Source organism: Burkholderia sp. BCC1644 (assembly GCF_902833225.1).
Lineage (GTDB): Bacteria > Pseudomonadota > Gammaproteobacteria > Burkholderiales > Burkholderiaceae > Burkholderia.
In genome coordinates this window covers 189,737-209,193 of sequence record NZ_CADFEI010000008.1, presented here as the reverse complement: position 1 = coordinate 209,193, position 19,457 = coordinate 189,737, and the positions used below count along the sequence as shown (strand labels likewise).

Below are 19,457 nucleotides of genomic sequence, written 5' to 3'. Positions count from 1 at the left end.
GCATAGCGGGCAAGTGCCGTGCGTGAACCGCTACGTCGATGCAGTCTAGCAGCGTCGCGCCGGATGCGACGCCTGTCAGTTTTCGCAGCGGCCGGGAACGGCGCCGAACGCGTTCCCGGCCCGAAAGCGAACCCCGTCGGTCAGGACAGCTTGTCCGCTGCCGCCGCCGCATATCGCCCGTTGCCACCCGTCTCGTCGCCTGCCGCGAGCTGTTCCAGCGCGAGCCCCTTCGTCTCGATTCCGAGCGTCCACACGGCGATTGCCGCCGCGATGAACGACAGCGCGCCGAGCGTGAACACACCGCCCTGGCCGAACACCGGCAGCACGACGCCGACCACGTAAGGCCCGATCAGCGAACCGACGCGCCCGATCGCCGATGCGAAGCCCGACCCCGTCGCGCGCGCACCGGTGCCGTACAGCTCGGGCGTGTACGTGTACAGCGCGGCCCACATCCCGAACAGGAAGAACTGCATCGCGAGGCCCGTGACGATCAGCAGCGTCGTGCTGCCGCCGTACAGCGCGCTCTGGCCATACGCATACGCCATCGCGCCGCCGCCGATCAGCGACGCGATGCAGGTCGGCTTGCGCCCCCAGCGTTCGACGAGCCACGCGGCGCACAGGAAGCCCGGCACGCCGCCGAGCGAGATCAGCACCGTGTAGAACACCGATTTCGTGACTTCGAAGCCGGCTTGCTGCAGCAGCGCGCCGAGCCACGACGTGAGGCCGTAGAAGCCGAGCAGCGCGAAGAACCACAGCAGCCACACCATTACCGTGCGGCGACGGTACACGCCGCTCCAGATCTCGAGCAGCGCGCCGTGGCCGCGAGCCACGACCGGTTCCGCGAGCCGTGATGGCGGCGGCAGCGTCGCGACGCCGGCCGAGCGCATCACCTTCGCCTCGATCGTGTGCATCACCGTGTCGGCTTCCGCGTGCCGGCCCGCATGCTCGAGCCAGCGCGGCGATTCGGGCACGATCCGGCGCACGACGAGCACGAACACCGCGGGAATCGCGAGCAGCGCGAACACGGTGCGCCAGCCGAACTGCGGCAGCACGAAGTACGCGACGATGCCGGCCGTGATGAAGCCGAGCGGCCAGAAGCCGTCCATCAGCGCGATCAGGCGACCGCGCTTCTCGGTCGGCACGAACTCGGACAGCAGCGTCTGCGCGACCGGGAATTCCATCCCCATCCCGATGCCGAGCAGCACGCGGTAGACGATCAGCGCGTCGACGCTCTGCGCGGTCGAGCACAGGTACGACGCGGCGCCCCACAGCACCATGCTCCACTGGAACACGGGCCGGCGGCCGAAGCGGTCGGCGAGCAGGCCGGCGACGGCCGCACCGATCACCATCCCGAAGAAGCTCGCGCTCGCGACGAGGCCGGCGGCCGCGGTCGACAGCCCGAACTCCTTGCGGATCGAGCCGAGCACGAACGTCATCGTGCCGAGGTCGACCGAGTCGAAGAAGAACGCGATCGCGATGATGAAGAAGATGCGCTTGTGATAGCCGGAGAACGGCAGGCGTTCGAGCCGGGCGGCGGCGGAGGCGGGAGCGGTGGCGGCGGGCATGGCGTCCTCTGAAATGAAAAAGGGGCCGCGCAGCGCATGCTCCAGGGCCCCGATGCTTCACGTTCAGTAGACGCGACCACAAACTGCCGCATCAGAGGAAAAGCGCCGCCTGCTTGCCCAAATGCGTCATCGGCGGGCGGCGCGTGCCACGTCAGTTCTTCAGCTTGTAGCCGGTGCGGAACATCCACGCGACGATCGCGAGCAGGATCGCGAGGAACAGCCCGGTGGCGGCGAGGCTGATCCACACGTGCACGTCGGCGAGCCCGTAGAACGACCAGCGGAAGCCGCTGATCAGGTAGACGATCGGGTTGAACAGCGTGATGACGCGCCACGCGGGCGGCAGCATGTCGACCGAATAGAAGCTGCCGCCGAGGAACGTGAGCGGCGTGATGATGAGGAGCGGCACGAGTTGCAGCTTCTCGAAGCTGTCGGCCCAGATGCCGATCACGAAGCCGAACAGGCTGAACGTGATCGCCGTCAGCACCAGGAACAGCACCATCCAGAACGGATGCAGGATGTGCAGCGGCACGAACAGGCCGGCCGTGGCGAGGATGATCACGCCGAGCAGCATCGACTTCGACGCGGCCGCGCCGACGTACGCGATCACGATCTCCCAGTACGACACGGGCGCGGACAGGATCTCGTAGATCGTGCCCGTGAAGCGCGGGAAGTAGATGCCGAAGGAAGCGTTCGAGATGCTCTGCGACAGCAGCGACAGCATCACGAGGCCCGGCACGATGAACGACCCGTAGCCGATCCCGTTCACGTCGCTGATGCGCGAGCCGATCGCGGAGCCGAACACGACGAAATACAGCGACGTCGAGATCACCGGTGCGATGATGCTCTGCATCAGCGTGCGGCGCGTGCGGGCCATTTCTGCGCGGTAGATCGCGCGGATTCCATGCCAGTTCATGCGTCAGGCTCCTTGCACGCCGTTGCGGCGGTTGTCGATCAGGCTGACGAAAATGTCCTCGAGCGAGCTCTGCGTCGTGTGCAGGTCGCGGAAGCCGATGCCGGCCGAGCCGAGCGCGTTGATCAGCTTGGCGATGCTCGCGTCGTCGCGATGCGAGTCGTACGTGTAGACGAGTGCGGCGCCGTCGTCCGCGCGTTCGAGCCCGAACGGCACGAGCGCGGGCGGCACGTCCGCGAGCGGGTGCTCGAGCTGCACGGTCAGCTGCTTCTTGCCGAGCTTGCGCATCAGCTCGCGCTTTTCCTCGACGAGCACGAGCTCGCCGCCGAGGATGATGCCGATCCGGTCGGCCATTTCCTCGGCTTCCTCGATGTAGTGTGTGGTCAGCAGGATCGTCACGCCGCTTTCGCGCAGCGAATCGACGAGCTTCCACATGTCGCGGCGCAGCTCGACGTCGACGCCGGCCGTCGGCTCGTCGAGGAACAGGATGCGCGGCTCGTGCGACAGCGCCTTCGCGATCATCACGCGGCGTTTCATGCCGCCCGACAGCGTCATCAGCTTGTTGTCGCGCTTGTCCCACAGCGACAGCGCCTTCAGCGTCTTCTCGATGTACGCGGGATCGGGCGACTTGCCGAACAGCCCGCGGCTGAACGACACGGTCGCCCAGACGGTTTCGAACGCGTCGGTGGTCAGCTCCTGCGGCACGAGGCCGATCATTTCGCGGGCCGCGCGGTATTGATCGCGGATGTCGTGGCCGCCGACCGTCACGCGGCCTTCGGTTGGCGTGACGATGCCGCAGATCGAGCCGATCAGCGTGGTCTTGCCGGCGCCGTTCGGCCCGAGCAGCGCGAAGATCTCGCCGGGGCGGATGTCGAGGGTCACGTGCTTCAGCGCCTGAAAGCCGGACGCGTAAGTCTTGGAGAGGTCGGAGACGGAAAGGATCGGTTGCATGCTCACGGATGGCACGGCCGGCCGGCGTGACGCGCTGCGCCGCGCGTGCCCGGTGTCGCCGCCGCTGCGAAGCGGCCGGGACCGGGGACGGCATGGCGAACGGGCGTCATGTCGAACGGCGTTGTGGTGCGGGATCGCGGGACCGCCATATTAGCAATCGGAAGATCGAAATGCATTCTGATGGAAAAGACGGGCAGCGACAGTGCCGGATTTGCATGAATCAAGCGCGCAACGATCAACAAAGGCGAGCTTTATTTGAACTGAACGAACAATTCGGCGCATTTTCAGCGAATCGGGCCGTGGCCGCGTTTCCGCGCGCGCGGCGCGCCGACTGTGCTGCCCGAAGGCCCGTGCGCCGTACCGGGACGGCACGCATCGCGCTCGCGATAATGCGTTCCTTTCATCGTTCACGGAGCAGGGCGCATGTCTTTGATCGATTTCAAATCCGTGGCGGACGCTCAGGCCGCCGCATGGAAATCCACGATCGTCGGCGAGGTCGGGCCGGCCCGGATCAAGGTGCTGCGCATGGACGCGCAGCCGTACGAAGCGGAAGTACACGACTACAACGAGGGGTTGCTGGTGCTCGACGGCACGCTGATGCTCGAAGTCGAAGCGGAAACGGTCGTGGTCGGGGCCGGACAGATGTATCTTGCGCGTGCCGGCATCCGCCACGCGGTGCTGCCCGGCAGCCACGGCACGCTCGCGATCATCGACGTGTAAGGTTGCGCCGCAACATGCGTGCGGGCCGCTGAAGGCCGTCTGGCCTGGCCCGGCGCGGATTGACGGTTGCCGTTCAAACGGGTGTTCCACGGCCCCGGTATTTGTCTGAGCAAATAAAATGAAGGCTGTTTGAAAATCTGTCAAATACCGTGTAAACGCTAGGATCGCGCGGTTTCATTCGTTTGGAACTCTGCATCCATTTACTTGTTTGAATGGTCCGATCATAGTCTCGACAAACGACGCATCACGATAACGAATCAAGCGTACGGATGGAGACCACACCATGAGACGCCTATCCGCGGGGCCAGCCGGACTGCCGTTTCCCGATTTTTCGCTGAATGCAGGCGCGACTCACGTCGCGTGCCTGCGTCGTCACCTCGCCGTGTAGCGGCGAACCACTTTCCGTTTCGATCGTTCCGACGGCGCCGTGCCGCATGACGGGGCTGCGGGAGCGCGCTTGTCTGCCGCCGCGGCGCATGCCGCACCTGCCTGACCGGCATCGCGGCCGTCTTGCGCGCACCGTCATGCGCCGCGCGTTCGTGCGGCGGCGCGATACCAACCGGCGGGCCATGCAGCCCGGCCGGACGAGACTTGTCGTACCTGAAAAGGAGGGGTTGATGATTTGCATTCCTGAATGGCGGAAGGCGATTCTGTCGTGCGCGGTGCTGGCGCTGCCGTTCGTCGCCGGTTGCGGCGGCGGCGACGATCCGGGGCCGATCAACGTGCCGCAGTGCTCGGGCAGCGCGTGCGGGCCGAGCGGTCCGATCACGGAGCCGCCCGTCAAGACGAAGCTGTGTCCGGACGCGCTCGATTACACGACGACGTATACGGGCGGCGCCGGCAGCGGCGAGTACGTGAAGGTGAAGTTCGACACGACGAAGCTCACCTATCAGATGCAGTTCATCGAATCGTCGGTGCCGACCTCGGCAGGGCAAGTCAACAACACGCGTGCGGGCCTGACGATCAGCGGCGCGTTCCATCATCCGACCAGTCTCCCGACCGCCGAGCAGAACCGCTGCGCGTTCGTGCTCGACAGCGGCGCGACGAGCGACGGCGCGTACTCGGTGACGATCAATCGCGCGGATCCGCCGATGCTGTTCGTCGGCAATGGCGTGGTGGGCGGCGGGATTCCGGGGGCGACGATTGCGTTCGCCGGGATCGAACCGTTCCCCGGCTTCGTGCTGGGTGTCGTGCCGTCGCGCACGTTCGATTTTTATCCGTTCATCGGCTTTACCCAAACCGAAACGGATTTCACGAAGGTCGCGGGCAACTACAACGAAGTGGGTATCCACCTGTCGCCCGTCGGCGGCAGCGCCCAGAGCAGTGCCGGGGCGGTCGGCTGGGAGCCGGACGTGGTCAACTGGAACCAGACGCTCAATGCGGACGGTTCGTGCACGATCACCCCGAATAGCGACTACTCGTGCCAGACCACCGGGTCGCCGTGGGCATTGCGCAAGAACGCGGACGGATCGGCCGACAACGTGTTCGTGAGCAACGCCGTGGCGAACCAGTTCGGTGCGGTCTCGTATCCGGTGGCGGGGCAGGCGCCGGGCATCGTGATCGCGACGCCGAGCCAGGCGAAGGGGATCATGATTGTCGGCAAGCTGAACGGCGTGCGGGTGCCGGTCGTGATTCGAGTCGGTTACACGCATGTCGATTCGAGCAATGCGCTGGCGTCGGTCGCCGATGCCGAAGTGGGGATCTCGATGCTCTCGTCGACCACCGCCATCGCGGCAAACTCGCTGAAGGGCGGCTTCATCGGCGCAACGAGCGCGTCCGCATGCGGTGTCGTGGCGCCTAGCACCGCGACGTTCGCGGTCGCGAATTCGGGTCCGAGCTTCAACAACAACGTGCCGCACCCGGATCTGCCCGGCAGTTTCAACGGCACCTTCTTCCTGGCTCAGGCGGGCAGCTGCAACGACGGTACTGCCGTCTCGACGATGGCCGCGAACTATACGTCCACGCTGTTCCAGGGCAATACCGCGGCGTTCATCGACCCGCAGACGTCGTCGGTGACCTCGCAGTTCGCGCTGGACTACACGCAGGCCACGCCCGGCAAGATCAAGGTCACGGCCACGCAGGACTTCAACGCGAAGGGTGCAAGCGGCAACGTCGCGATCTTCAAGAAGGGCGACACGGGCTGGATCGTGACGGCCGGCAACGTCTATGCGATGGTCGTCAACAACAGCCAGGTCAACCCGTTCTTCACGGTCGGCGCGTTCGTCCAGTAACCCCGCGTACTGAACCCGTAACACCGGCGGCGCATGCGTCGCCGCCGGCGAATCGAATTTCAAGAGGATTCCTATGAATGTGAAGAAATGGATGGCCGCGGCGTCGCTCGCGCCCGTGCTGGCGGCATGCGGCGGGGACGGCGACCCGCCGCCCGCACCGGTGGTCCGGCTGTGCCCGCAGACGATCGACTACAACACGGTGTTCATCGGCGGGTCGGGATCCGGCGAGCTCGTGAAAGTGCAGCTCGACACGACGAAGATGACGTACCGGATGACCTACCTCGCGTCGCCGGTGCCGACCGCGACGGGCACCGTGCAGCCGACGCGCGACATGGCGCCCGCCAACGTGGTCGACGGCACGCTGGCCGACGAGACGGGGCTGCCGACGGTGAAGCTGAACCAGTGCACGTTCCGGATGCAGAACGCGAGCCTCGACCCGAGCCGGCCCGCGCGGCTGTTCCTCGGCGAAGGCGTGCTGGGCGGAGCGATCCCCGGCGCGACGATCCAGTTCGACGGCGTGATCGGCGTCGGCAAGATCCCGAAGACGACGTTCCCGTACTACCCGTTCATCAGCTTCTCGTCGCTGGAAACCGACCTGACGAAGATCGCCGGCACGTACAGCCAGCTCGGTTATCACCAGGTGCCGTCGCAGAACTTCCAGCCGGTGGCGCTCGACCAGAAGGTGACGATCAACGCGGACGGCAGCTATACGGAAACCGACAACTTCGGCAAGAAGAACGGCGGCCAGCCGCTCGCGTCGAGCGCGACCGTGAACCAGCCGTTCACGTTGCGCCCGGATGCGCCGGCATTCCAGTCGCTCAACTACCAGCCGCAGATTCCGCCGACGCTCGCCGCGCTCGATCCGGCGAAAGCCGGCAAGGGGATCCTGATCGTCGGCAAGCTGCGCAACCAGCTCGTGCCGATCTTCATCCGCACCGGCGCCGCGAATGCGGATCTCACGCAAGGCCCGCCGAGCGCGGACGACGAATCGGGCATCTCGTTCCTGAGCCCGCAGACGGCGATCGCGCAGGGCTCGCAGGACGGCGAGTACACGGGTGTCGACAGCGCGTTCAACTACCGCGCGACCGCGCTCATCGGCGCGCAGGCCACGCTGCTCGATCCGTTCAACGCGTCGCAGGCCGCGCTCACGCGCGCGCTGAACCTCGATTACACGCAGAAGGTGCCGGGCGTCGTGACGACCGTGCATGCGGACGCGGCGTCGGGGCCGGCGACCGGCAAGTTCGTGTTCACCGGCGGCGTGTTCGGGTTCCTCGACATGGCCGATACGAGCAACCCGTACTTCACGGTCGGCGCGTTCGTGCAGTGACCGTGTGTGGATGGAGACACGGCGGCGCCGCGCGCGAATGCGCGGTGCCCCGACAGAATGAGGGGGAGACTTCATGAAGAAGCTGATTGTCGCGGGTATCGTCGCAGGCGTGTCGACGCTCGCATCGGCCCAGCAGGCGGGCGACAACGTCGCGACGCTGGGCTGGCTGCACATCATGCCGCAGGATTCGACCAACGGGTTGACGACGAATCTCGCGAGCATGCCGATCAACGGGCCGCTGCGCCTGCCCGGTTCGTTCACGTCGCCGGGCACGAGCCTGACCGTCAACAACGCCGATACGGTCGGCCTGACGCTCACGCACTTCTTCACCGACCACATCGCAGTGACGTCGGTGCTCGGCGTGCCGCCCGAGTTCACGCTGACCGGGCACGGAACGATCAAGCCGCCCGGCCCGGCCGGTGCGCTCGGCAGCGTCAACATGGACGATCCGGCGAACCAGCCGGCCGTGAAGAACGCACGGCAGTGGAGCCCCACGATCATTCTGCAGTACTACTTCAATTCGTCGACGGCACGGTTCCGGCCGTTCGTCGGGATTGGCGTGGCCTACAGCTGGTTCAGCAACATCGAACTGAACGGCAACTTCGCGAGGGACATCAACCAGAACCTCGGCAGCGTGCTCGCGGCCGGCGCCGGCAAGCCGGGGCCGACGTCGGTGGAGGGCAAGGCGTCGTCGTCGTTCACGCCGGTCTACAACGTCGGCGCGAGCTATGCGATCGACAAGCACTGGGGGCTCACCGCGACGCTGACGTACATGCCGCTGAAGACCTACTCGTCGCTCGTGATCAAGGCGGCAGACGGGTCGACGCTCGCGACCACGCGCACGCGGCTGAAGGCCGATCCGCTCATCACGTTCGTCGGGATTTCCTACAAGTTCTGAACCGATCGGCGCGCATGACGCGCGCCGGCGGTTTCCTGCGACCGGCTGGCCGGGTTCATCCGGCCGGAGGGTCGCGTTCCTGGCGGCGTGCCGCCATTTGTGAAGAGAGGGGGCAGTTCAAATGAGCATTCGCAAAATCGTGTCGCTTGTTGCTGCAGTCGCTTTCACCGCGGTTTCGGCCGCGCCTGCTTTCGCCGTCACCGTTTCGCGTGTCGATGGCCAGCCGATGAATCCGAACGGCGAGCCGTTTTCCGTGTCGGGGCTCACGAGCCTCAGCAAGGGCTCGATCAGCGCGACCTGCACGGCGACGTTCAACGGGACGATCACGTCGAGCGGGATCGTCAACATCACGTCGACGACGTTCTCGGGCGGCGGCACCTGCGGCCTGATCAGCGGCACGGCGAGCAGCACGTCGCCGTGGACGGGCCAGGCAGACAGCACGACGCAGCTGTCGATCAACAACGTGCAGGTGAACGTCGCGCTGCTCGGCGCGTGCGGCCCGAGCAAGGTAGTCACGGCATGGAACGATCCGAACTCGTCGCTGACGTTCAATAACGCCGTCCTGACGCCGAATTGCTCGGTGTCCGGCACGGTCACGACGTCGCCGAAGTTCCACGTGCAGTAAGCGTCGCGGATCGAAGCGGGTGCCCGCCGCGCACGAGGGGCGTGCGATATGTATGGCGGACGCCCCATTTCTCGTTGCACTCGTGTCGTCGCGCGTATCGGCGCGACGGCCGGCTGACCGCCCGTGTCGCGATCCGATCCGGGCGGACAGGCAGGACTGGCGCGGCGTGCCGCGCTGTCCGGTTTGGTTGAAACAACACAATTCCAATTGGCCAGAACTATCCCGGAAGACCCATGCTTACCGATCCAGCAAAGTATGGAGATGCCCGCGGCGCGACGCCTGACCGGCTGCGCACGGCCGCGTGGCTGCAGTACCTGATCGAACATCTCGACGCTGCCGCCTGCGTAGCGATGACAGCCGACACGGGCGACACGACCGTTGCCGCGTTGCAGGCGATACGTATGCGGACAGGTGCGAATCTGTCTCGTGACGCAGCGGCCGATCTTCACGGGCTCGCACCGTGGATCGCATCGGACGGCGGTGCCTGCACATGCGACCTGACCGATCCGCGCGGCGCGTGCTCGCATGTGCCTTCGATGCAGCAACTCGCCGAAGCCGAACGCCGCTGCCCCGGTTCGCGTGCCGCGTTCGACACCGCGCACGGCGTGATCGAGGCATGCGCGTTCGACGATCCCGATGTCGGCTGGGCCGCACTCGAGCGGATTGCCGGTGGTGTCGAATACAGTCGGAGCGATGCCGGCGCATGCCCCGCATATGAAACGGGCGCGCAGGGCGACCCCCCGCCTGCGAAGAACCTGAGAGACAGGCTCGCCGTCGCCGCGGCGGCGAGTAAAGGAACGTCGGCCATGCCTGGCGCCGTCATCGATGCGATTGTGCTGCGCGTGTGCGGGCCGCGCGACGATGCATCGCGCATCGACGAAATGGCTGCGCTCGTGACGTTCTCGGCCGTGCTCGCGGCCGGCAACGGGGCCTCCATGGCCGCGTATGGCGGTGAGCACAACCTCGTCGCGCGGGCGATTCGCACGCGTCGCGCCGATCTCGCGTCGGTGGACGGGCTGCTCGCGGCGTTATCCGTGTGCAGGCTGGATCAACTCGTCGGCGCGGGCAGCTTTTGGGCTTACTACGTGCTGGCGGGTATCGTGATCGAAGCACCGGACGTCGTGCGCGAAATCGGCCGCCGCTTTCATGGCGACGAGTGGCAAACCTGGCTCGACCACGTACTCGCGTGGCCGGCGGTCAGTCGCTTCGGGCCGAAGGAGGACGTCGCGTTCGATCACCTGCGTGGCGCAATGAGCCTGACGTCGCGCTGGAATCCGATCGTCCGCGGGAAGCGGATGCGGACGCGGGCCGTCGCAATCTCCCGGCGCGGCGAAGACGAGGGCAAGGCCGGCTGACGCAAAGCCTTTGCCGAATCGAGACGACAGGAATCACCGCGCGCGAGCGCCCCGCTCGTGTAGAAGAAATACCGAACCCCGTTCGCGCGAGCGAGCGGGGCGTCACGCCGTCGGCATCCATGCGCGACCGCACACTATCCCAACTTGATCGCCCACGCGCCACCGCCCGTTCCGAACCCCGTCGACCGGACGCAGTATGATTCCGCAGACGATGCGGGCGATCGACCGGGCCGAGCCGGCCGCCCGCCCGCACCGCTGAAGATCCGCCAGGCTTGTTGAAAGCCGGATGCAAGACGCCGCCGCGTAAGCGCCGGTGCCGAACCGCTTCCGGGCCACCCTCATCGAAACGGTCAGTCAGATGTCAAAGCAAAACAAGAAAATCCTGCTCCTGAGCGTCAGCGCCGGCGCCGGGCATACGCGCGCGGCCGAAGCGATTCGCGCATTCGCCGATCACCATCCGGCCGGCATCGAAGCCACGCACCTGGACGTGATGGACTTCGTGTCCACCGGCTTCCGCAAGCTGTACACCGATCTCTACATCAAGCTCGTCAGCAGCCAGCCGGCGCTGTGGGGCTACCTGTACCAGAAGACCGACGAGGCCGATCCGGCCGCCGCATCGCAGAAGATCCGGCGCGCGATCGAGCGGCTCAACTGCCGCCAGCTGCTCGCGGAGATCGAGCGGCAGCGCCCGGACGCGATCATCTGCACGCATTTCCTGCCGGCCGAACTGCTGTCGCGCGAGATCCGCAAGGCGCGCATCGACACGCCGGTGTGGGTGCAGGTCACCGATTTCGACTTGCACAGCATGTGGGTCGTGCCGCACATGCGCGGCTACTTCGCGGCCAACGACGAGATCGCGTGGCGCATGCATGCACGCGGCATGGCGCCGGAAACGGTGCACGTCAGCGGCATCCCGATCATGCCGGCGTTCGGCCAGCCGCTCGATCGCGCGGCCTGCGCGGCCGAGTTCGGCCTCGATCCCGCGCGCCGGACGTTCCTGATGATGTCCGGCGGCGCCGGCCTCGGCGGGCTCGACGTGCTGGCCGCGCGGTTGCTCGAGATGGACGCCGATTTCCAGCTGATCGCGCTGGCCGGCAAGAACCAGGCGATGCTCGCGTCGCTGCAGGCACTCGCCGCGCGGCATCCGGGGCGGCTCTTTCCGCAGGGCTTCACGCAGCAGGTCGAACGCCTGATGGCGTGCGCCGATCTCGTGATCACGAAGCCGGGCGGCCTGACGACGTCCGAATGCCTCGCGATGCAGTTGCCGATGATCGTCAATTCGCCGATCCCGGGCCAGGAAGAGCGCAACGCGGATTTCCTGCTCGAACAGGGCGTCGCGCTGAAGGCCATCGACGACGACGCGCTCGTCTACCGGATCCGCGCGCTGCTGCAGACGCCGGAGCGCCTGGCCGACATGCGCCGCCGTCTCGCGCCGCTCGGGCGGCCGCTGGCCGGCCGTTTCGTGCTCGACCGCGTGCTGGGCCTGGAGCCTGCCGCATGAGCGTTGCGCGTTTCGTACCGACGCGCCATACGTTGTTCGTCGTTGCCTGGGTCATGCTGCTCGCGTACTTCTTCGCGAACGTCGAGATCCAGATCGAAGGCAGCGCGGGCTGGGCCGCGAACCTGCCGACCTGGCGCATCGAGCATCACTGGCTGCTCGACATCTTCTGGGGCGGGCGGCCGATGACCGGCTACCACGCGTGGGTGTTCCCGTTCGTCGCGCTGTTTTTCCACCTGCCGCCCATCTTCAACGCGCGGTGGTCGTGGCGCATCGAAGCGCGGATCGTCGCGTGCATCATGGTGTTCTGGCTGACCGAGGATTTCCTGTGGTTCGTGCTGAATCCGGCCTACGGTCTGGCCCGCTTCAATCCGGCCAACGTGCCGTGGCATATCCACTGGCTGGGCGTGGCGCCGACCGACTACTGGACCATGAGCGCGGCCGCGATCGTGCTGTTCGTCCTGTCCCGCGAGCGCAAGCGCGCATTCTATTGAATCGACATGAAAATCGCCTTCATTGCCTCGCTCGCCGTCACGCTCGCCGGGCTCGTGCAGCCGGCCCATGCGGACCCGGCCTCCGAAGTGCCTGCCCGGCCGATCAAGTGGGCGCAGAGCGTGGTCGATGCGCACGTGAACAACCTGCATCGCATCACGCCGACGCTGTACCGTAGTGCGCAGCTGTCGCGCGCGGACGTGCCCGAGCTGCAGAAGCTCGGCATCCGCAAGGTCATCAGCTTCCGTTCGTTTCATGCGGACGACACGATTCTGGCCGGCACGCAGATCAAGATGCAGCGCATCCGGATCAATACGTGGGACATCCGCGACGAAGACATGGTCACCGCGCTGAAGGCGCTGCGGACCGCCGACCAGGATGGCCCGGTGCTGATCCATTGCCAGCACGGCGCCGATCGCACCGGTCTCGTCTCCGCGCTGTACCGGATGGTGTACCAGGGCTGGACGCGCGAGCAGGCGCTCGACGAGCTGCAGCACGGCGGCTACGGGTTCCATCCGATCTGGCAGAACATCACGAACTACCTGAAGCACGTGGATGTCGAGCGGTTGCGGAAGGAAGTGAACAGCGGCTGAGCGGACCCGCGAGGACTACCTCCCAGCATCACCGTAGCGCTCAGCGCTCGTCAACGCTGCAGCAGCAGGATGCCGACTTTCCTGGCATGCAGCGGGTTCTTCGCCGGACGAACTGCAGCAAAGCCCAAGCAGCCAGTCGGCTCCACCACGATCTTCGAAGAGGCGCGAACAAGGGCGTGCGCCCGTGCAACCCGGGATCTGACCTCTGCACTGCCCCGGATGGTTCGCGCAGCCCCGAGGCGGTCTGATCGACCGCATCTTTGGCGCGAAGCCACTTAAATACAATATATTGTGCCTATATGGGAAATTTTGCCGATAAGACACAGAATTAAAGAATTAAGTTTCTTGAGCCAAGGTGGCGTTAATTTTATAATTTGGGATGTTAACTGGCATAGATGAGGTGTAAGACACACTATGTTGGATTTAAGCTTCAGCAAGCCGAGCGAGGTCGTCAAGCGACTCTGCGAGCGCTTGCGCACCGAGCGTCTGGCTGTGGGCATGACGCAGTCGGATCTTGCCGGGCGTGCCGGCATCGGGACCAACACCGTGTCGAACCTGGAGGCCGGGCGCAATGTCGGCTTCGAGGCCGTGGTCCGGGTGGCGATGGCGCTCGGCCGAATCAAGGAGCTCGAAGGCCTGTTCCAGCCAAAGCTGGACAGCATCGAGGACATTCTGCGCTACGAGAAAACAGCCAAGCGCCTCCGTACAAGGAGGAAGTCCGGCGATGCCTGAACAAGTGAATGTCTTCTACGAGGGCTGGGGGGAGCGGTGGCTTTGGGGCACGCTGGTCTCCACGACAGCCCTGACCGGTCGCCCGCTGATCGTGTTCGAGTACAGCAACGAGGCGAGGCAAAGGGGCCTGGAGCTGTCTTCGTACACGTTGCCGCTGGAGGGCCCCCAGTTGCGGAGAGATTTCCCGGTTCATCAATTGCAACTGCCGGGGCCTGTCTATGACGCGTTGCCGGACGGGTGGGGCATGCTGCTGATGGACCGTATGTTCCGGCGCCGTGGGCTCAACACGGTGCGCATTGGCGCCCTGGAGCGGTTGGCCTGTATCGGCAGCAATGCGATGGGGGCCATGACGTTTGAACCCGTCGCACCCGAAGGGGCGGCGCCGGACGTCCACATCCCGCTGGAACAGCTTGCTGCCGAAGTTCAGGGCGTGCTCCAGGGTGAAGGGGGAGAGTTCCTGCAGACGTTGCTGCGGGTGGGCGGATCGCCCCAGGGTGCAAGGCCCAAGGTCCTGATCTATCGCGATCCGCAATCCGGCGGCTTTACCACGGCCGTCACGCCAGGCTTCGAAGCCTGGCTGGTCAAGTTCCCCGCCGGAGAAGAGCATGCCGAGGTGTGCGCCATCGAGATGGTCTACGCCGAATGTCTGCGCAGATGCGGCATCGAGACCCCGGACACGCAGTACTTCGATTTGCCCAATGGGCTGGCGGCGTTCGCCAGCAAGCGCTTTGATCGGCATGATGGATTGCGCGTTCCCATGCAGAGTCTCGCGGCGTTTACGGGGGCTGATTACCGGAATGCGGGGTCGCTGGACTACGTCAACTTCTTGCGGGCGACCCGGATCTGTACCAACGACGTGCGAGAGATGGGGAGGGCCTTCGAGCGCGCCGTCTTCAACGTCGTGTTCAACAACCGCGACGACCATCCCAAGAACTTCGCCTACCTCATGGCGCCAAATGGTCAGTGGAGACTGGCGCCGGCCTACGATGTGACCTTCTGCGAGGGGCCCGGTGGATATCACCAGATGGACGTGATGGGTGAGGCACTGGAGATTTCCCGCACGCACATGCTTCGGTTTGCCGAGGAAGCCGAAGTGCCCCAAGACGTTGCCGGCAGGATGATCGACGACATTTGCGAAGTGGCCGGTCAATTCTCGGACATGGCCGCGAACATGTACCCGCGGATCATTACGCGAGATACCCTGCGCACGATTCAAGGCCGAATCAACGAGAACGTTGCCTTGCTTCGCCAGGATCCCGTGGGTCGCGCTCGCCGGTGAAGATGGAAGGCACGTAAGAACGCCGCCGACAATCCCTGTCGGCGGCGTTTCGTCAGTACATTGATGAGCGGGCTAGTGTGCCCGTCCCCGTCAGACCGTTTCCGGCTGCCGCACGGCCTTCGCGACATTCCGCGCCATCGCCCCATTCGCGACGAAGTACGGCACATCGACGCGCGCGAGCGGCTGCTTGCCACGAATCTTGTCGGCGATCTTCTCCGCGATCATGATCGTCGGCGCATTGAGGTTGCCGGTCGTGATGATCGGCATGATCGACGCATCGACCACACGCAGCCCTTCGAGCCCGTGCACGCGGCCTTCCTCGTCGACTACCGCCATATCGTCGTAACCCATCTTGCACGAGCACGACGGATGGAATGCCGTCTCCGCACGCGCACGCACGAACGCGTCGAGTTCCTTGTCGCTCTTGCAGTCGGCGCCCGGGTTCAGCTCGCGGCCGCGATAACGGTCGAGCGCGGGCTGCCGCATGATCTCGCGCGTCGCGCGGATCGCATCGCGGAACTCGCGCCAGTCGAGCGCTTCGGCCATGTAGTTGAACAGGATGCTCGGATGGTCGTTCGGATCGCGCGAGCGCAGCTTCACGCGGCCGCGGCTCGGCGAGCGCATCGAGCCCACGTGTGCCTGGAAGCCGTGCATCTCGATCGCGTTCGAGCCGTTGTAGTTGATCGCCACGGGCAGGAAGTGGTACTGGATGTTCGGCCACAGATCGTCGTCGCGCGTACGGATGAAGCCGCCCGCCTCGAAGTGGTTGCTCGCGCCGAGGCCGGTGCCGTTCAGCATCCATTCGAGGCCGATCTTCGGCTGGTTCCACCACTTGAGCGCCGGATACAGCGAGACCGGCTCCTTGCACTCGTACTGGATGTACATCTCCAGGTGATCCTGAAGGTTCTGGCCGACACCGGGCAGGTCGAGCACGACGGGAATGTCGAGTTCCTTCAGCCACGCACCGGGGCCGACGCCCGAGCGCTGCAGCAGTTGCGGCGACGCGATCGCGCCGCTGCACACGAGCACCTCGCGGCGCGCATGCGCGGTCGCGCGTTCGCTGCCGCGCAGGTACGTGACGCCCGACGCGCGCTTGCCGTCGAACAGGACGCGGTCGGCGAGCGCGTGCGTGACGATCTCGAGGTTCGGCCGTGCACGCGCCTGGTCGAGATAGCCGCGCGCGGTACTGGCACGGCGGCCCTTCGGCGTGACGGTGCGGTCCATCGGACCGAAGCCTTCCTGCTGATAACCGTTCAGGTCGTCGGTGCGCGGATAGCCGGCCTGCACGCCCGCGTCGACCATCGCTTCGAACAGCGGGTTCACGCCCGGCTTGCTGGTCGTGACCGACACGGGGCCGCTGCCGCCGTGATAGTCGTTCGGACCGACGTCGCGCGTCTCGGCTTTCTTGAAGTACGGCAGGCAGTCGAGATACGTCCAGTTCTCGAGGCCCTTGTGCGTCGACCAGTTGTCGTAGTCGAGCGCGTTGCCGCGGATGTAGCACATCCCGTTGATCAGCGACGAGCCGCCGAGCCCCTTGCCGCGGCCGCATTCCATCCTGCGGTTGTCCATGTGCGGCTCGGGGTCGGTCTCGTACGCCCAGTTGTAGCGGCGGCCCTGCAGCGGGTAGGCCAGCGCCGCCGGCATCTGCGTGCGGAAGTCGAAGCGGTAGTCGGGGCCGCCCGCTTCGAGCAGCAGCACCGTGACGTCCGGATCTTCCGTCAGGCGCGTTGCGAGCACGTTGCCCGCGGAACCCGCGCCGCAGATGATGTAGTCGTATTCGCGTGTCGTCATGACGGTCAGTCTCCTTTCGTGATCCTTAAAACACCGGGTTGTAGCGGCCGAGCTCGACCTGCACCGACTTGATTCGAGTGTAGTGCTCGAGCGTCGTGATGCCGTTCTCCCGTCCGACACCGGATTGCTTGTATCCGCCAACCGGCATCTCGGCCGGCGATTCGCCCCACGTGTTGATCCAGCAGATGCCGGCTTCGAGGCGGTGAATCGTGCGGTGCGCGCGCGACAGGTTCTCGGTCACGACGCCGGCCGCGAGCCCGTAGTGCGTGTCGTTCGCGCGGGCGATCACTTCGTCCTCCGATTCGAAATCGAGGATGCTCATCACCGGCCCGAAGATTTCCTCGCGGACGATCTTCATGTCGTCGCGGCAATCGCCGAACACGGTCGGCGCGACGTACTGGCCGCTGCCGAAGTGGCCGTCGGTCAGGCGCGTGCCGCCCGCGAGCAGCTTCGCGCCCTCGGCCTTGCCGCTTTCGATGAAGCCGAGCACCTTGTCGAGCTGCGCGGCCGACACGAGCGGACCGAAGTTGGTGTCGGCATCGGTCGGCTTGCCGACGCGGATGCGCTTCACGCGTTCGAGCACCTTTTGCGTGAACGCGTCCTTGACCGAACGGTGCACGAACACGCGCGTGCCGTTCGTGCAGACCTGGCCCGAGCTGAAGAAGTTGGCGGTCACCGCGATGTCGGCCGCACGGTCGAGGTCCGCATCGTCGAACACGATCAGCGGCGACTTGCCGCCCAGTTCCATCGTCACTTCCTTCAGCGACGATGCGCCGGCCAGCGACATCACTTTCTTGCCCGTCTCGACGCCGCCCGTGAACGACACCTTCGCGATGTCCGGGTGGCCCGTCAGCAGCGCGCCGACCGAGCCGTCGCCCTGCACGACGTTGAACACGCCGGCCGGCACGCCGGCTTCCGTATAGATTTCCGCGAGCTTCAGCGCGGTCAGCGGCGTGACTTCGCTCGGCTTGAACACCATCGCGTTGCCGGCCGCGAGCGCGGGCGCCGTCTTCCAGCAGGCGATCTGGATCGGGTAGTTCCACGCGCCGATGCCCGCGCACACGCCGAGCGGCTCGCGGCGCGTATAGACGAACGACTCGGCGCGCAGCGGCACCTGCAGTCCTTCGATCGCGGTCGCGAGGCCCGCGTAGTACTCGATCACGTCCGCGCCGGTGACGATGTCGACCGCGAGCGTCTCGCCGATCGGCTTGCCGGTGTCGCGCGTTTCGAGTGCCGCGAGCTCGTCGTTGCGCTCGCGCAGCAGGTCGACCGCGCGGCGCAGGATGCGCGAGCGCTGCATCGCGGTCATCGCGGCCCATTCGCGCTGGCCTTCCTGCGCGGACGCAACGGCACGGTCGACGTCGGCCGCGCTCGCCTGCTGCACCTGGGCGAGCAGTTCGCCGGTGGCGGGATCGAAGGTGTCGAAAGTCTTGCCGCTCGTGGCGTCGACGTAACCGCCGCCGATGTAGAGGCGCTGCAAACCGAATACGGACATGAGGATCTCCTTGAGGGCGACTGCGTTGCGCGTCAGGCGGACGCGAGCAGCAGGTCGATGTAATCGTGGGCGAGCTTCAATGCAGCCCGGGTGTCGATCGGGCCGCCGGCGAGTGCGCCGCGCAGCCACAGGCCGTCGATCAGCGCGGCGAGGCCGCTGGCGGCTTCGCGCGCCTTCGCGAGCGGCAATGCCTTCGCGAATTCGACGCACAGGTTCGAATGCAGGCGCCGCGTGTTGACGTGCTGCAGGCGCTTGAGCATCGGGTCGTGCATGCTCTGCGACCAGAACGCGAGCCACGTCTTCATCACGGGCGCGCTGACCTGCGTGTCGTCGAAGTTCGCGGCGGCGATCGCGCGCAGCCGCGAACGCGGATCCTTGCGCGCGGTCGTGCGGCGGCGCGTGGTGGCCGACCACAGGTCGCGCAGCACGTGACGCATCGTCGCTTCGAGCAGGCCGTCCTTGTCGCCGAAGTAGTGGCTGACGATGCCCGTCGAGATGTTCGCGCGTTGCGCGACCGATGCGAGCGTCGTGCCGGGCAGGCCCGCTTCGTCGATCGAACGCAACGTGGCGTCGATCAACTGCGCGCGGCGAATCTCCCGCATTCCGACTTTCGGCATCGCGACTCCCTTTGCCCGGACGGGCCGTCCATGGAAGTCGAGAGCTTAGCGGTTTTTTATTGACCGCTCAATCAACAAAAAAACGGGGTCTGACGATTGTGGCGTGTTCGATCGCGGGCATTCGTCCGCGTCCGCGGCCATGTGCAGGTGCGGAAAAACGAATTGAAAGAAGGTTAATTAAATTGGAATCTGTTTAAAACGGTTTCCGAAAAGATAGGTAATGTGGAGGAAAGTTTCCACTTGCGATGTCATTACGAATCGAAAGAGTGTCGAGATCTGCAAGATTATTCGCAATGTGAAATTGTCAATTCGGATCGTGAAGATGTGCAGCTTTCTAAAAACCGTTTCAATCAGGCGATTGAAATTGCATATCAATTT

17 protein-coding genes are annotated in these 19,457 nt (G+C 65.5%); 11 read left to right on the top strand and 6 right to left on the bottom strand.

Annotated features, from left to right (window positions below; all coding sequences use genetic code 11):
• Nucleotides 1–140 precede the first annotated feature (140 nt).
• From HWX87_RS18165 to HWX87_RS18155, 3 genes are all read right to left on the bottom strand, one after another.
• Nucleotides 141–1,565 (bottom strand): MFS transporter, encoded by a 1,425-nt coding sequence (locus HWX87_RS18165; RefSeq protein ID WP_176048402.1) that lies wholly within the window; start codon nucleotides 1,563–1,565, stop codon nucleotides 141–143.
• A 151-nt stretch (nucleotides 1,566–1,716) separates the two neighbouring features.
• Nucleotides 1,717–2,478 carry an ABC transporter permease gene (locus HWX87_RS18160; protein WP_176048401.1) on the bottom strand — a complete coding sequence of 254 codons (762 nt, stop codon included), beginning with the start codon at nucleotides 2,476–2,478 and terminating at the stop codon, nucleotides 1,717–1,719.
• A gap of 3 nt (nucleotides 2,479–2,481) precedes the next feature.
• Complete coding sequence (locus HWX87_RS18155; RefSeq protein WP_176048400.1) at nucleotides 2,482–3,426, bottom strand: ABC transporter ATP-binding protein; 945 nt, start codon at nucleotides 3,424–3,426, stop codon at nucleotides 2,482–2,484.
• 423 nt (nucleotides 3,427–3,849) lie between these two features.
• On the opposite strand from HWX87_RS18155, the gene HWX87_RS18150 reads away from it, so the two are divergent.
• The 11 genes from HWX87_RS18150 (at nucleotide 3,850) to HWX87_RS18100 (ending at nucleotide 15,176) form a co-directional block, all read left to right on the top strand.
• Nucleotides 3,850–4,146, top strand: coding sequence for a cupin domain-containing protein (locus HWX87_RS18150; RefSeq protein ID WP_059239182.1), 297 nt, complete (start codon nucleotides 3,850–3,852; stop codon nucleotides 4,144–4,146).
• Between the two features lie 617 nt (nucleotides 4,147–4,763).
• Nucleotides 4,764–6,377: a DUF2957 domain-containing protein gene (locus HWX87_RS18145; protein WP_176048536.1), complete on the top strand. Its 1,614-nt coding sequence runs from the start codon at nucleotides 4,764–4,766 to the stop codon at nucleotides 6,375–6,377.
• 73 nt (nucleotides 6,378–6,450) lie between these two features.
• Nucleotides 6,451–7,704, top strand: coding sequence for a DUF2957 domain-containing protein (locus HWX87_RS18140; protein WP_176048399.1), 1,254 nt, complete (start codon nucleotides 6,451–6,453; stop codon nucleotides 7,702–7,704).
• Nucleotides 7,705–7,777: 73 nt separating this feature from the next.
• Entirely contained in the window at nucleotides 7,778–8,602 is an 825-nt protein-coding gene (locus tag HWX87_RS18135; RefSeq protein WP_176048398.1) for an OmpW family outer membrane protein, read from the top strand.
• 121 nt (nucleotides 8,603–8,723) lie between these two features.
• Nucleotides 8,724–9,227 carry an activator protein gene (locus HWX87_RS18130; protein ID WP_176048397.1) on the top strand — a complete coding sequence of 168 codons (504 nt, stop codon included), beginning with the start codon at nucleotides 8,724–8,726 and terminating at the stop codon, nucleotides 9,225–9,227.
• A 233-nt stretch (nucleotides 9,228–9,460) separates the two neighbouring features.
• The gene (locus tag HWX87_RS18125) at nucleotides 9,461–10,582 is read left to right on the top strand and encodes a hypothetical protein (RefSeq protein WP_176048396.1); all 1,122 of its coding nucleotides are present in this window, start codon (nucleotides 9,461–9,463) and stop codon (nucleotides 10,580–10,582) included.
• A gap of 358 nt (nucleotides 10,583–10,940) precedes the next feature.
• The gene (locus HWX87_RS18120) at nucleotides 10,941–12,083 is read left to right on the top strand and encodes a glycosyltransferase (protein ID WP_176048395.1); all 1,143 of its coding nucleotides are present in this window, start codon (nucleotides 10,941–10,943) and stop codon (nucleotides 12,081–12,083) included.
• A complete protein-coding gene (locus HWX87_RS18115) occupies nucleotides 12,080–12,574 on the top strand; it encodes a hypothetical protein (protein WP_176048394.1) in 495 nt (164 codons plus the stop codon). Before HWX87_RS18120 ends, HWX87_RS18115 begins: the two co-directional genes overlap by 4 nt.
• Before the next feature lie 6 nt (nucleotides 12,575–12,580).
• Nucleotides 12,581–13,165: a dual specificity protein phosphatase family protein gene (locus HWX87_RS18110; protein ID WP_176048393.1), complete on the top strand. Its 585-nt coding sequence runs from the start codon at nucleotides 12,581–12,583 to the stop codon at nucleotides 13,163–13,165.
• Nucleotides 13,166–13,582: 417 nt separating this feature from the next.
• Nucleotides 13,583–13,897, top strand: a complete 315-nt coding sequence (locus tag HWX87_RS18105) for a helix-turn-helix transcriptional regulator (protein WP_347880178.1) — start codon at nucleotides 13,583–13,585, stop codon at nucleotides 13,895–13,897.
• Nucleotides 13,890–15,176, top strand: a complete 1,287-nt coding sequence (locus tag HWX87_RS18100; RefSeq protein WP_176048391.1) for a type II toxin-antitoxin system HipA family toxin — start codon at nucleotides 13,890–13,892, stop codon at nucleotides 15,174–15,176. The genes HWX87_RS18105 and HWX87_RS18100 overlap by 8 nt, the downstream gene beginning before the upstream one ends.
• A 90-nt stretch (nucleotides 15,177–15,266) precedes the next feature.
• On the opposite strand, the gene betA is transcribed toward HWX87_RS18100, so the two are convergent.
• Genes betA through betI form a run of 3 tightly spaced genes read right to left on the bottom strand, consistent with a single transcriptional unit; the run spans nucleotide 15,267 to nucleotide 19,079 of the window.
• A complete protein-coding gene (gene betA, locus HWX87_RS18095) occupies nucleotides 15,267–16,967 on the bottom strand; it encodes a choline dehydrogenase (RefSeq protein WP_176048390.1) in 1,701 nt (566 codons plus the stop codon).
• 25 nt (nucleotides 16,968–16,992) lie between these two features.
• Nucleotides 16,993–18,462, bottom strand: coding sequence for a betaine-aldehyde dehydrogenase (gene betB, locus HWX87_RS18090; RefSeq protein ID WP_176048389.1), 1,470 nt, complete (start codon nucleotides 18,460–18,462; stop codon nucleotides 16,993–16,995).
• A gap of 32 nt (nucleotides 18,463–18,494) precedes the next feature.
• Nucleotides 18,495–19,079 (bottom strand): transcriptional regulator BetI, encoded by a 585-nt coding sequence (gene betI, locus HWX87_RS18085; protein ID WP_176048388.1) that lies wholly within the window; start codon nucleotides 19,077–19,079, stop codon nucleotides 18,495–18,497.
• Nucleotides 19,080–19,457: the final 378 nt, after the last annotated feature.

Excerpts from the sequence above, each read along its gene's own strand:
- HWX87_RS18155 (WP_176048400.1), bottom strand. The coding sequence starts at position 3,426 with ATGCAACCGATCCTTTCCGTCTCCGACCTCTCCAAGACTTACGCGTCC.
- HWX87_RS18110 (WP_176048393.1), top strand. The coding sequence starts at position 12,581 with ATGAAAATCGCCTTCATTGCCTCGCTCGCCGTCACGCTCGCCGGGCTC.
- HWX87_RS18130 (WP_176048397.1), top strand. The coding sequence starts at position 8,724 with ATGAGCATTCGCAAAATCGTGTCGCTTGTTGCTGCAGTCGCTTTCACC.
- HWX87_RS18160 (WP_176048401.1), bottom strand. The coding sequence starts at position 2,478 with ATGAACTGGCATGGAATCCGCGCGATCTACCGCGCAGAAATGGCCCGC.
- betB (WP_176048389.1), bottom strand. The coding sequence starts at position 18,462 with ATGTCCGTATTCGGTTTGCAGCGCCTCTACATCGGCGGCGGTTACGTC.
- betA (WP_176048390.1), bottom strand. The coding sequence starts at position 16,967 with ATGACGACACGCGAATACGACTACATCATCTGCGGCGCGGGTTCCGCG.
- HWX87_RS18100 (WP_176048391.1), top strand. The coding sequence starts at position 13,890 with ATGCCTGAACAAGTGAATGTCTTCTACGAGGGCTGGGGGGAGCGGTGG.
- HWX87_RS18150 (WP_059239182.1), top strand. The coding sequence starts at position 3,850 with ATGTCTTTGATCGATTTCAAATCCGTGGCGGACGCTCAGGCCGCCGCA.
- HWX87_RS18135 (WP_176048398.1), top strand. The coding sequence starts at position 7,778 with ATGAAGAAGCTGATTGTCGCGGGTATCGTCGCAGGCGTGTCGACGCTC.
- HWX87_RS18125 (WP_176048396.1), top strand. The coding sequence starts at position 9,461 with ATGCTTACCGATCCAGCAAAGTATGGAGATGCCCGCGGCGCGACGCCT.
- HWX87_RS18120 (WP_176048395.1), top strand. The coding sequence starts at position 10,941 with ATGTCAAAGCAAAACAAGAAAATCCTGCTCCTGAGCGTCAGCGCCGGC.
- betI (WP_176048388.1), bottom strand. The coding sequence starts at position 19,079 with ATGCCGAAAGTCGGAATGCGGGAGATTCGCCGCGCGCAGTTGATCGAC.
- HWX87_RS18140 (WP_176048399.1), top strand. The coding sequence starts at position 6,451 with ATGAATGTGAAGAAATGGATGGCCGCGGCGTCGCTCGCGCCCGTGCTG.
- HWX87_RS18165 (WP_176048402.1), bottom strand. The coding sequence starts at position 1,565 with ATGCCCGCCGCCACCGCTCCCGCCTCCGCCGCCGCCCGGCTCGAACGC.
- HWX87_RS18145 (WP_176048536.1), top strand. The coding sequence starts at position 4,764 with ATGATTTGCATTCCTGAATGGCGGAAGGCGATTCTGTCGTGCGCGGTG.
- HWX87_RS18115 (WP_176048394.1), top strand. The coding sequence starts at position 12,080 with ATGAGCGTTGCGCGTTTCGTACCGACGCGCCATACGTTGTTCGTCGTT.